At 71.0% G+C, this 12209-nt stretch carries 10 protein-coding genes; 7 read left to right on the top strand and 3 right to left on the bottom strand.

What is annotated here, in order from left to right; all coding sequences use genetic code 11:
- Nucleotides 1-58: 58 nt before the first annotated feature.
- Nucleotides 59-1489, bottom strand: coding sequence for a pyruvate kinase (pyk, locus tag ACWCYO_RS29485; RefSeq protein WP_270147633.1), 1431 nt, complete (start codon nucleotides 1487-1489; stop codon nucleotides 59-61).
- A 281-nt stretch (nucleotides 1490-1770) separates the two neighbouring features.
- Between pyk and ACWCYO_RS29490 the strand changes: the two genes are divergently transcribed.
- The 7 genes from ACWCYO_RS29490 (at nucleotide 1771) to ACWCYO_RS29520 (ending at nucleotide 9761) form a co-directional block, all read left to right on the top strand.
- Nucleotides 1771-2865 (top strand): substrate-binding domain-containing protein, encoded by a 1095-nt coding sequence (locus ACWCYO_RS29490; protein ID WP_449785896.1) that lies wholly within the window; start codon nucleotides 1771-1773, stop codon nucleotides 2863-2865.
- Entirely contained in the window at nucleotides 2862-4520 is a 1659-nt protein-coding gene (locus ACWCYO_RS29495) for a VWA domain-containing protein (protein WP_449785897.1), read from the top strand. Before ACWCYO_RS29490 ends, ACWCYO_RS29495 begins: the two co-directional genes overlap by 4 nt.
- Nucleotides 4507-4998, top strand: coding sequence for a hypothetical protein (locus ACWCYO_RS29500; protein WP_449785898.1), 492 nt, complete (start codon nucleotides 4507-4509; stop codon nucleotides 4996-4998). The genes ACWCYO_RS29495 and ACWCYO_RS29500 overlap by 14 nt, the downstream gene beginning before the upstream one ends.
- Nucleotides 4999-5253: 255 nt before the next feature.
- Nucleotides 5254-7089, top strand: coding sequence for a bifunctional metallophosphatase/5'-nucleotidase (locus ACWCYO_RS29505; protein WP_270147629.1), 1836 nt, complete (start codon nucleotides 5254-5256; stop codon nucleotides 7087-7089).
- Between the two features lie 82 nt (nucleotides 7090-7171).
- Nucleotides 7172-7726 (top strand): Uma2 family endonuclease, encoded by a 555-nt coding sequence (locus tag ACWCYO_RS29510; protein WP_449785899.1) that lies wholly within the window; start codon nucleotides 7172-7174, stop codon nucleotides 7724-7726.
- A gap of 139 nt (nucleotides 7727-7865) precedes the next feature.
- Nucleotides 7866-8792: an NADP-dependent oxidoreductase gene (locus ACWCYO_RS29515; RefSeq protein WP_270147627.1), complete on the top strand. Its 927-nt coding sequence runs from the start codon at nucleotides 7866-7868 to the stop codon at nucleotides 8790-8792.
- 33 nt (nucleotides 8793-8825) lie between these two features.
- The gene (locus ACWCYO_RS29520) at nucleotides 8826-9761 is read left to right on the top strand and encodes an AraC family transcriptional regulator (RefSeq protein WP_270147626.1); all 936 of its coding nucleotides are present in this window, start codon (nucleotides 8826-8828) and stop codon (nucleotides 9759-9761) included.
- Between the two features lie 10 nt (nucleotides 9762-9771).
- Here ACWCYO_RS29520 and ACWCYO_RS29525 read toward each other — a convergent pair whose 3' ends face one another.
- Both ACWCYO_RS29525 and ACWCYO_RS29530 read right to left on the bottom strand, forming a co-directional pair.
- Nucleotides 9772-11229 carry an aldehyde dehydrogenase family protein gene (locus ACWCYO_RS29525; protein ID WP_270151310.1) on the bottom strand — a complete coding sequence of 486 codons (1458 nt, stop codon included), beginning with the start codon at nucleotides 11227-11229 and terminating at the stop codon, nucleotides 9772-9774.
- Nucleotides 11230-11277: 48 nt separating this feature from the next.
- The gene (locus ACWCYO_RS29530; RefSeq protein ID WP_270147625.1) at nucleotides 11278-12144 is read right to left on the bottom strand and encodes a helix-turn-helix domain-containing protein; all 867 of its coding nucleotides are present in this window, start codon (nucleotides 12142-12144) and stop codon (nucleotides 11278-11280) included.
- Nucleotides 12145-12209 lie beyond the last annotated feature (65 nt).

Below are 12209 nucleotides of genomic sequence, written 5' to 3' on the forward strand. Positions count from 1 at the left end.
GAGGGAACCGGGCTGCGCACCTACTTCCACCGGAAGGGCCGCGCCGCCGACAGACAGCTCAGACGTCCAACGTCCCCACGTGGTGGACGCGGACGAGGTTGGTGGAGCCGGCCAAACCAGGCGGGGAGCCCGCCGTGATGATGACGATGTCGCCCTTCTGGCAGCGGCCCAGCGACAACAGCGCCGCGTCGACCTGTTCGACCATCTGGTCGGTCGTCGGGGCGAAGGGGCCGAGGAAGGTCTCCACGCCCCAGGTGAGGGCGAGTTGGCTGCGTACGGCGGGCTCGTACGTGAAGGCGAGCACGGGGATCGGCGAGCGGTAGCGGGTGAGCCGGCGGGCGGTGTCGCCGGACTGGGTGAAGGCGATGAGGTACTTGGCGTGCAGGAAGTCGCCGATCTCGGCGGCCGCGCGGGCGACGGCGCCGCCCTGGGTCCGCGGCTTGCTGCCGGTGGTCAGCGGGGGCAGGCCGGCGGCCAGGATGTCGTTCTCGGCGGCTTCGATGATCCGGCCCATCGTCCTGACCGTCTCGACGGGGTACTTGCCGACGGAGGTCTCCCCGGAGAGCATCACCGCGTCCGTCCCGTCCAGCACCGCGTTGGCGACGTCGGAGGCCTCCGCGCGGGTGGGCCGGGAGGCGTTGATCATCGAGTCGAGCATCTGGGTGGCGACGATGACCGGCTTGGCGTTGCGCTTCGCGAGCTTGATGGCGCGCTTCTGGACGAGCGGGACCTGTTCGAGGGGCATCTCCACGCCCAGGTCCCCGCGGGCCACCATGATGCCGTCGAAGGCGTCCACGATGGAGTCCAGGTTCTCGACCGCCTGCGGCTTCTCGATCTTGGCGATGACCGGGACGCGCCGCCCTTCCTCGGCCATCACCCGGTGGACGTCCTCGATGTCGCGGCCGCTGCGGACGAAGGAGAGCGCGATCAGGTCGGCCCCGGTGCGCAGCGCCCATCGCAGGTCGGCGACGTCCTTGTCGCTGAGTGCGGGGACGGAGACGGCGACGCCGGGGAGGTTGAGGCCTTTGTGGTCGGAGACGAGTCCGCCTTCGATGACGAGGCATCGCACGCGTGGTCCGTCGACGTCGAGGACTTCCAGGGTGACCCGTCCGTCGTCGACGAGGATGCGTTCACCGCGGCCGACGTCGCCGGCGAGGCCGGCGTAGGTGGTGCCGCAGATGGTGTTGCCCCCCACGACGCCGTTGTCGGTGGAGATGGTGAACTCGTCGCCGCGTTCGAGAAGTACGGGTCCGTGGGCGAAGGTGTCGAGCCGGATCTTCGGGCCTTGAAGGTCGGCGAGGACGCCGACGCTCCGGCCGGTTTCGTCGGCGGCCTTGCGGACGCGACGGTAGCGTTCCTCGTGTTCGGCGTGGGAGCCGTGGCTGAGGTTGAGTCGGGCGATGTCCATCCCGGCGTCGACCAGGGTTTTGATCTGGTCGTACGAGTCGGTGGCCGGCCCGAGGGTGCAGACGATTTTTGCTCGGCGCATACTGCTGAGGGTAGGCATTACCGGCGCGTAACCTCGACGTGGGTCCGGACTGCTGGATGACCTTTGGGGTAAGGCGAGTTGAACAATCTGACACATCCTCGGACCGGTGTGCGACAGCCGAACCGAGGCCGCCCCCGACCCTCCGGCCGATGCGATTCCGTGAAGCGGTGTTCACCCCTGGTTCACCGTCTCTTCCGGCCGTGCTCCCCGCCCGGCGGGACGCTCGTCACCCCCGGGTGACCGCGCCCGGGGGTGGGAGCGACGAGGGGGAGGCGCTCGGCATGAGACGCGCTCTGGGGGTGCTCGCCGCCCTGGCCCTGCTGGGCGGGGTGACGTACGCACTGGTCCCGGACGACGGTCCGGAACCGCGGAAGACGGTCACGGTCACCGGGCTGATCGGTTCGGAGAAGCGGGCGTTCTTCGAAAGCCCCGAGGTGAAGGCCGAGTTGGCGCGGCAGGGCTTGGAGGTGCACGCCGATTCGACCGGTTCCTGGACGATGAGCGAGCAGGCGAAGAGCAACTCCGGGCTGGACTTCGCCTTCCCGGCGAGCACCGCGCCGGCCCGCGAGATCCAGCGCAACTGGGGGCAGCAGGACTCCCCGCTGGTGCCGTTCTACTCGCCGCTGGTGTTGGTGGCGCACGCGCCGGTCGCGCAGATCCTCCGGGACAACAAGCTGGCGGCACAGGACGATTCGGGCGTCTGGACGTTCAAGATGGACGAGTACGTCAACGACCTGAAGGCGAACCGCAGGTGGCAGGACCTGACGAACACCGAGGGCCACGGCGACCTGGCCGGGCCGATCTACATCACCACGACTGATCCGGAGAGTTCCTCCTCCGGTGCGCTGTACGTCGCCCTGCTGTCGTACGTCCTGAACAACCACCAAGTGGTGTCGGACGACGCGGGCATCGAAGCCGCCCGGCCCGTGCTGCACCAGGCGACCGCGATGCAGGGCGGCCAGAAGAGCAGCAGCGACGAGCCGTTCCGGGACTTCCAGGCGGGAGTCGGCAATCCGCTGTTGTTCGGGTACGAGTCCCAGGTCGCCGCGCTGACGGCGCAGGGCCAGTCGGCCGGCGACACGGTGGTGATGTACCCGGACACCACGGTCTACTCCGACCACACCATCATCGCCCGCACCGAGAACGGCAGGAAGCTGGCCGCCCTGCTTCAGGACGACGACGCGCTGCGTGCCCTGGAGGCCAGGTTCGGTTTCCGCCCGCAGGCCCGCCCGGGTGCCTTCGCCGAACTGGTGAAGGGCAGCAAGCAGCCGGCCTTCGCCCAGGACCTGAACGCGGCGAAGGTCAAGCAGTCGCCCGTGCCGTCCCTGGACAACCTGCTCAAACTGACCGCGGCGGCCAAGGGGAGCCCGAAGTGAACGTCCCGACCACCCGTCGCAGTCGGCTGACCGCGGTGCTGGCCGCGGTGCTCGCCGCGGCGACCGCCTGCACCTCCTCCTCGTCCGCCCCCGCGCCGCACCCGAACCCGTCCGACTCGCTCGCCGAGACCGCGCGCCCCGGGGTGCTGCGCGTCCTGGCCGGCAGTGAACTGCAGGACCTGCAGCCGGTCCTGGACGACGCCCGCAAGGCGACCGGGGTGACGGTGCAGCTGGCCTTCACCGGCACCCTGGACGGCGCGGACACGGTCTCCTCGGGCCGGGCGGACGGCAAGTACGACGCGGTCTGGTTCCCGTCCGACCAGTACCTGCGCCTGGATCCGACCGGACGGTCCAAGGTGCTGTCGGAGACCCCGGTGATGGTCTCCCCGGTGGCCGTCGGGGTGCGTTCCTCGGTCCTCGGCGACCTCGGCTGGGGCGACGGTTCGAAGGTCACCTGGGCGCAGATCGGGGACGCGGCCGCGGCCGGGAGGCTGTCGTACGGGATGTCCGATCCTTCGCGCTCCAACTCGGGCTTCTCCGCGCTGGTCGCGGTGGCCTCGGCGTTCTCCGGGGCGGGGGCGGCGCTGACCGAGGCGGACGTGCAGAAGGCGACGCCGCAGCTGAAGCAGTTCTTCACCGGCCAGAAGCTGACCTCCGGTTCCTCGGGCTGGCTGGCGCAGGCGTACGCGCGGGCAGAGCCGGGCAGGGTCGGCGCGCTGGTGAACTACGAGTCGGTGCTGCTGTCGATGAACCGGACCCTGCCGCCGGAGCAGCGGCTGACGGTGGTGCGCCCGGTGGACGGCGTGGTCTCGGCGGACTACCCGCTGTCGCTGCTGTCCTCCTCGGGGCAGGGCGAGCGCGACTCCTTCCAGCGGCTGACCGGCTACCTGCTGAAGGAGGACGTGCAGAAGCGCATCTCGGAGCTGACGCTGCGCCGCCCGGTGACGGCGGGTGCGTCCCCGGCGGCGGGGCTGCCCACGGACCGTCGTCGTGAACTGCCGTTCCCGGGGACGCGGGCGGTGGCGGACGGCCTGTTGGCCTCGTACCAGAACGAGCTGCGCCGCCCGTCGAGGACGGTGTACGTGCTGGACACCTCGGGTTCGATGGAGGGCGCGCGGCTGGACGCGTTGAAGGCGGCGCTGGGCCGGCTGACGGGTACGGACGACACCCGCGGGGTGCGCCGGTTCCGGGACCGTGAGGAGGTGACGCTGATCTCCTTCGCCTCGCAGGTGAAGTGGACGAGGACGCACGTGGTGCCGCCCTCGGGCGGCCGGCCGGGCCCGGAGGCGGAGCTGGCGTCGATCGACGCCGACGTGCGGTCGCTGCGGGCGGAGGGCGGCACGGCGCTGTACGACTCGTTGGAGCAGGCGTACCGGGTGATCGAGGAGCAGCAGAGGGCGTCGGGCGACGACCGGTTCACCTCGATCGTGCTGATGACGGACGGGGAGAGCAACCAGGGCGCGACCGACGGCGACTTCCGGCGCTTCCACGACGCGCTGCCGGCCGCCGAGAAGGCGATCCCGGTGTTCCCGATCAAGTTCGGCGAGGCGGCGGTGGGTCAGCTGCAGGGGATCGCGGACGTGAGCGGCGGCAAGCTGTTCGACGGCAGCGGTTCGCTGGACGGGGTGTTCGAGGAGATCCGTGGCTACCAGTGACGGGTACGGCCGGCGGGTGCTGCGCTACCTGGAGTCGACCCGGAACCTGGTCGGCTGCGGGGGCGGCGCCGTCGGGCTGGGGCTGCACTTCGTGGGGCTGGGCGGGGGTTGGTGGCCGGCGGTGGTGGCGGGGCTGTACGGCGCCGGCGCGCTGCTGGCGCCGGCCCCGCCGCCGCCTCCGCCCCCGCCCCCGCCGCCTCCGCCTCCGTCTCCGCCGACCGACCCCGAACTGGAGGTGCTCGCCGCCTACCTGGAGTCCGTCCCGTTGCCCGCCTCGGCCGGGGTGGACGCCCTGCTGGCGGCGTTGCGCGAGACCGGGCCCGGTCCGGCGGCCGACCCGATCGTGCGGCACGGCCTGCCGGTCGCGGTGGACGGCTACCTGCGGGCCCGGACCTGGCTGCCGTGGGCGGGCCCGGACGCGCCGGACCCTGCTGCGGAGTTGGGCCGCGAGGTGAAGCAGCTCTCGGCCGAGCTCTGAGCGATCTTCGGAGTGGCCGGAAATCGCCCGTCCCGCCCCATACCACCCCCTCCCCCGCCCATCCCGGTCACGAACGAGTCGCCAAGATCTCACCTGTTGGAAACGTCCGAGGGCTATCCAGCGGCCCGGCCCGCACGGCACACTTCTACGCGCGTCCCTCTACGCGCGTCACCGCATCCGCGGGCGCGCCACGCACTTCGTACGTACACAAGTTGACGGTCCATTCGCCGTCGTTCCCACTCGGGAGAGTCGTTCATGTCCCTGAACCGCCGTGACTTCGTCACCCGGTCCGCAGCCACCGCCGCCGGCGCCGCCCTGGCCGGCGGAGCCGTCGTCGCCGCCGCCCCCGCCGCCGCGGCCGCCGAGCCGGACACGGCGGCCGCCAAGGGCAACAAGCGCAAGCCCCACCGCCAGTCCTTCACCGTGATGGGCACCACCGACCTGCACGGCCGGGTGCTCAACTGGGACTACTTCACCGACGCCGAGTACGTCGACAAGGCCCACAACGCGGTCGGCCTCGCCAAGATCTCCACCCTGGCCAACCAGGTCCGCGAGGACAAGGGCTGGGACCGCTGCCTGCTCATCGACTCGGGCGACATCATCCAGGGCACCCAGCTGACCTACTACTACGCCCGGATCGAGCCGATCGCCACCGACGGCGACAACGTGCCGGACCACCCGATGGCCGTCGCCATGAACCTCATGGGCTACGACGCCGCCGCGCTCGGCAACCACGAGTTCAACTACGGCATCCCCACCGTGAAGGCCTTCGAGGACCAGCTGGAGTTCCCGCTGCTGGGCGCCAACGCGCTGCACGCGAAGAACGAGAAGCCCGCCTTCAAGCCGTACGTGATCAAGGAGGTGTGGCTGGACGAGGACACCCCGATCAAGGTCGGCATCCTCGGCCTCACCAACCCCGGCATCGCGATCTGGGACAAGGCCAACGTCGCCGGCAAGATGGTCTTCCCGGGCATCGTCGAGACCGCCGCCAAGTACGTGCCCCGGATGAAGGCCGCCGGCGCCGACGTCATCGTGGTCTCCGCCCACTCCGGCATCGACGAGGCCACCACCTACGGCGACCAGCTCCCCTGGCCCGAGGACGCCTCCGGCGAGATGGCCGCGACCGTCCCGGACATCGACGCGGTGCTGGTGGGTCACACCCACAAGGAGGTCGCCCAGCGCCTCATCGTCAACAAGAAGACCGGGAAGACGGTCGTGCTCTCCGAGCCGCTGTGCTGGGGCCAGCGCCTGAGCTGCTTCGACTTCGAGGTCGAGTTCGCCGACGGCCACTGGAAGGTCGCCTCGGTCTCCGCCCGGGTGCTGAACTCCAACACCGTGCCGGAGAACCCGGAGATCAGCAACGCCATCCTCGACCAGCACAAGAAGGTCGTGGCGTACGTCAACCAGAACATCGGCACCAGCAAGATCGAGCTGTCGATCGCCGACGCCCGGTTCAAGGCCACCCCGATCGTCGACCTGATCGGCAGGGTCCAGGCCGACGCAGTGAAGGCCGCGTTGGCGGGCGGGCAGTACGCCAACCTGCCCGTTGTGGCCCAGGCCGCCCCGTTCAACCGCACCGCGCTGATCCCGGCCGGCCAGGTCAAGCTGCGCGACGCCGCCGGCCTGTACATCTACGAGAACACCCTGGAGGCCCGCATCCTGACGGGCGCCCAGCTCAAGGACTACCTGGAGTTCTCGGCCAAGTACTACAACCAGCTCGCCGTGGGCGCCCCGGTGAACAAGGACACCTTGACCAACGCCGAGGACACCCCGGACTACAACTACGACTCGGTCTACGGCCTGAGCTACGACATCGACGTCTCCCAGCCCAAGGGCAGCCGGATCGTCAACCTCAGCTTCCAGGGCAAGCCGATCGACCCGACCGCCCAGTTCGTCCTCGCGGTCAACAACTACCGCGCCAACGGCGGCGGCAACTTCCCGCACGTCGCCACCGCCAAGGCGGTCTGGTCGAACTCCGACGAGATCCGCAACACCATGATCGCCTGGGTCAAGGCCAAGGGCGTCATCGACCCCGCCGACTTCTTCACCAACTCCTGGCGCCTGGTCCGCGCCGGCCAGCCGGTGTTCTAGTCACACGCCACCGAGGCGCCGCCGGGTCGTCAGTCGATCCGGCGGCGCCTCGCCGTTCCCCGGTGGTGAGATCATGCTCCACATGGTCGAGTTGAACCACCGACTCCTCTCGTACGCCCGAACTCTGAACCCGCCCGAGGGCTGGAAGGTCGAGGTGTCGGGCGATGCGATCGTCATCACGGCGACCCCGTGTCTGCTCATCCAGCGCAATCTGCTGTTCGTCCGCGAGCAGTTCGACGCGCACTGCCCCGCCGGCCTCATGCCGAGCGAGAACACCGACCTCGTCTCCCGGGCCGCAGGCACACTGCGCAACCCCGACCTGACCTACTTCCCGCTCTCAGCCGTGGAGCTCGGCGGCAACCCGACCCCCGCCGAGCAGGCCGCCATCGCCGTCGAGATCGTCTCCCCGTCGAACCCCGAGAACGACCTTGTCGGCAAAGTCCGTGACTACCCACTGATGGGCATCCCGCTCTACCTCCTGATCGACCCGCGCGAGGGCGACATCACCCTCTACTCGGATCTCTCCGACGGCGGCTACCACCAGCAGTGGCACGGCAAGTTCGGCGACCGCGTGCCGATCCCGGCCCCCTTCGACTTCGAGCTCGCCACCGACGCCCTCGTCCGCTACCCCGCCTGATCCGCTCCCGCCGCGAGACGATCGGACATCCAGCCGAGACTGGAGGATATTCATCCGCTCGCCCGATCTCCCTACCGTTGAGCACATCGAGAACCGCCCCACACGGGGCCGGTGTTGAACCGGTATGAGGGAGAAGACAATGCGCGCGATCGTGCAGCAGGAGTTCGGCGGCCCCGAGGTCATGGAGCTGGCCGAGGTGGAGCGCCCGAAGCCGCTCAGCGGCGAGGTGCTGGTGCGGGTGAAGGCCGCCGGGGTGAACCCGGTGGACGTGGCGGTGCGGTCGGGGGCGTTCCCGCTGCTGGGCGAGCCGCCGTTCACGGTGGGCTGGGACGTCTCCGGGGTGGTCGAGGAGGTGGGGCCGGGCGCCCGCTACCGGGTGGGCGAGGAGGTGTACGGGATGCCGTTCTTCCCGCGCGCCGCCGGCGCCTACGCCGAGTACGTGGCCGCGCCGTCCCGCCAGCTGGCCCGCAAGCCCGCCTCGCTGGACCACGTCCAGGCCGCCGCGCTGCCGCTGGCCGCGCTGACCGCCTGGCAGGGCCTGGTGGACCTCGCCGACGTCAAGAAGGGCGACCGGGTGCTGATCCACCGTGCGGCCGGCGGCGTCGGCCACCTCGCGGTGCAGATCGCCAAGGCCCGCGGCGCGTACGTGATCGCCCTCGCCAGCGAGCCCAAGCACGCCTTCCTCAAGGAGATCGGCGCCGACGAGGTGATCGACTACCGGACCACCGACTACACCGAGGCCGTCCGGGACGTCGACATCGTCTTCGACTCCTCCTCCGAGGGCACCCGCGCCCTGGAGGTGCTGAAGCCGGGCGGCACCCTGGTCAGCATCATGGAGCACTGGAACCAGGAGCTGATCGCCGCGATCGAGGCCGCCGGACGGCGCTTCGCGGGCGTCTCGGTCGAGCCCGACTACGCCGCGCTGGAGGCGATCGCCGCCCTGGTGGACGAGGGCCGGATCCGCCCGCACATCGCCGCGGCGTTCCCGCTCGCCGAGGCCGCGAAGGCCCACGACCTGGTCGGTTCCGGTACCGTCCAGGGCAAGGTCGTCCTCACCACGGACTGACCGTTGCACCAGCCACGATCCCGGGGGCGGACGATGGACATCCTGACCGAGGCGCTGGCCTCGATGCGCACGGCGCACCCCGCGTCCGTGCGCACCGAGGGCCGGGCGCCGTGGGCCCTGCGGCTGCCCCCGGTGGCCGGGGCCGGCTTCCACGTGGTGCTGTACGGCACCTGCTGGCTGATCCCGGTCGACCCGGCCGCGGCCGGTGAGCCCGTCCCGCTCAGCCCCGGGGACGTCGTCTTCCTGCGGGACGGCCGGGGCCACGTGCTGGCCGACCACCCGGACACCCCGCCGGTGGGCGCCGAGTCCTGCCGGGTCGACGGCGGCTCGCCGATCGGGACCCTGACACTCGGCGGCGACGGCGCCCGCACCAGCCTGCTGTGCGGCAACTACCACCTGGACCAGGGCCGTCCGCATCCGATGGTCCGCCAGCTGCCGGCCCTGATCCATCTGCCGACCCGGCACGGCCGGCATCCCGAACTGGCCGCCGCCGTCCAGCTGTTGGGCGCCGAGCTGGAGAATCCGCGGATCGGCTCGGTCGGGATCGTCCCGGCGCTGATCGACTCGCTGCTGCTGTACGTGCTGCGGGCCTGGTTCGAGGACCAGCCCGCCGCGACCGCCGCGGGCTGGGCGGCGGCGCTGCGCGACGCCGCGGTGGCGCCCGCCCTGACGGCCATCCACGAGGCCCCGGCGACCGCGTGGACGGTGGAGTCCCTGGCGGACCGGGCGGGCCTGTCCCGGGCCGCCTTCGCCCGCCGCTTCACCTCGATGGTGGGCGAGCCGCCGATGGCGTACCTGACCCGCTGGCGGATGACCACCGCCGCCCGGCTGCTGCGCGAGTCGGAGGCGCCGCTGACGGCGGTGGCCGCGCAGACCGGGTACGGCTCGGAGTACGCCTTCGCGAAGGCGTTCAAGCGGGAGTTCGGCCAGGCTCCCGGCGGCTACCGCCGGGAGGCCCGCGCCGCGTAGCCGGGCGGCTCTAGAACGGGAACGGCGCCCGCCCGTGCTGCACCGAGATCCACTTCACCGTGGTGAAGGCGTCCACCGTGGACTCCCCGTTGAGCCGTCCGACCCCGGAGTTCTTCTCCCCGCCGAACGGCACCCCGGGCTCGTCCGCGATGGTCCCGCCGTTGACGTGGACCATGCCGGTCTCGATCCGCTGGGCGATCCGCACCCCGCGTTCGAGGTCCGCGGTGTGCACCGCGCCGCTGAGCCCGAAGGGCGTGTCGTTGGCGATCCGGACGGCCTCGTCCTCGCCGTCGAAGGGCACCAGCAGCGCCACCGGGCCGAAGAGTTCGCGCTGCAGGATGGGCGCGTCCTGGGCCAGGTCGGTGAGCACGGTGGGCGCCATCAGACTTCCCACCGTCTCGCCGCGCAGCAGCGCGGTGGCGCCGGCGGCGATCGCCTGGTCGACCTGGGCCTTGATCGCGTCGGCCTGGACGGCGTTGATCAGCGGGCCGATGTGGGTGGCCGGGTCCCTGGGGTCGCCGACGGTCAGCGAGGCGGTCTTCGCGACGAACTTCTCGGTGAACTCGGCGAGCACGCTGCGGTCGACCAGCACCCGGTTGGCGGCCATGCAGACCTGGCCCTGGTGGACGAAGCGGCTGAACACGGCCGCGTCGACGGCGTAGTCGAGGTCGGCGTCGTCCAGCACGATCAGCGCGCTGTTGCCGCCGAGTTCCAGCACCGTCCGCTTGAAGTGGGCGGCGGCGACGGTGGCGACGTGCCGGCCGACCTGGTCGGAGCCGGTGAAGGAGATCACCTTGGGCACCGGGTGCTCGATGAAGCTGTCGCCGATCTCCGCGATGTCGGTGATGACCACGTTCAGCAGGCCGGGGGGCAGGCCGGCGTCCTCGAAGAGCTTGGCGATCAGGCTGCCGCCGACGATCGGGGTCTCCTGGTGCGGCTTGAGCACCACGCCGTTGCCGAGCGCGAGCGCCGGGGCGACGGCCTTGAGGGCCAGGAACAGCGGGAAGTTGAACGGGCTGATCACGCCGACCACGCCGACCGGCAGCCGGTGGAGGCGGTTCTCCTTGCCCGGCGCGGTCGAGGGCAGCAGCCGCCCCTCGGAGGCCACCGACAGGTGCAGGCACTCCCGCAGCACGTCCTTGACCAGGGACAGTTCGAAGCCGGCCTTGAGCGCGGTGCCGCCGAGTTCGGCCGTGATCGCCCGGACGATCTCGTCCTCGCGCTCCTCGACCAGCCGCAGCGCGCGCTCGAAGACCAGCCGGCGCTGGTACGGGTTGGTGGCGGCCCAGCCGCGCTGGGCGCGCTCGGCGGCCCGGTAGGCCCGGTCGACCTCGGCGACGGTGGCCACGGTGATGGTGGCCAGCTTGTCACCGGTGTACGGGTCGACGTCGACGATGTCCCAGGAGCCGCCGCCGCCGCACCATTCGCCGTCGATGAACTGCAGCGCCAACTCGGAGAAGTACGACATCTGTTCCCTCTCGTGCCCGACCTGATGGGGGCTCATCGTACTGATGTGTCAAAGCTCTTGGCGTACGGAGTGCAGAAGATCGCGGGTCGGTCCGGGCTCGAGACTCTCGGCGAGCAGCCCGTCCATCGCCTGCCGGTAGGAGGCGACCTCGGCGGGCTTGTCGACGTAGAGCGCGGTGGTGAACTGCTCCAGGTAGACCACGTCGGCGAGTTCGGCCTCGTTGAAGCCGAGCACGCTGAACGCGCCGCTCTCGGCGCCCAGCGCGGCGCCGCCGAGCGGGCGCACCTGCAGCCGCACGTTGGGCAGTTCGGAGAGTTCGAGCAGCGTGTCGAGCTGGCCGCGCATCAGCTCGGGGCCGCCCCAGGGGCGGCGCAGCGCGGCCTCGTCGAGGACGGCGAGCAGCTGGGGCGGGTGGTCGGCGGTGAGCAGGTCCTGGCGCTTGCGGCGCACCTCGACCCGGCGTTCGATCTCCTGGTCGGGGAGGCCGTGGGGGCCGGCGGCGATGACGGCGCGGGCGTAGTCGGCGGTCTGCAGCAGCCCGTGGACGAACTGGACCTCGTAGCTGAGGATCTCGGCGGCGGATTCCTCGAGCCCGAGGTAGTTCTGGAACCAGGCGGGCAGGACGTCGCCGTAGTCGTGCCACCAGGAGGTGGCGTTGGCTTCCCGGACGAGGCCGAGCACGTTGGCGCGTTCCTGTTCGGCGTCGACGCCGTAGAGGGTGAGCAGGTCGGCGACGTCGCGTTCCTTGAAGCCGACCCGGCCGAGTTCCATCCGGCTGATCTTGGATTCGGAGGCGCGGATCGAGTATCCGGCCTCCTCGCGGCTGACGCCTCTGGACTCGCGGAGCTTGCGCAGCTGGCTGCCGAGCAGCAGGCGCCGTACGGTGGCGCCTCCGCCTGCCTGAGTCGTGCCCATCGAAGTCAACCTCCGCACTCGCGCAGCCCCCCGGCCGTCGGCGGCAGTCTGCCACCTGGCACCGA

Source organism: Kitasatospora sp. NPDC001683, from assembly GCF_053596495.1.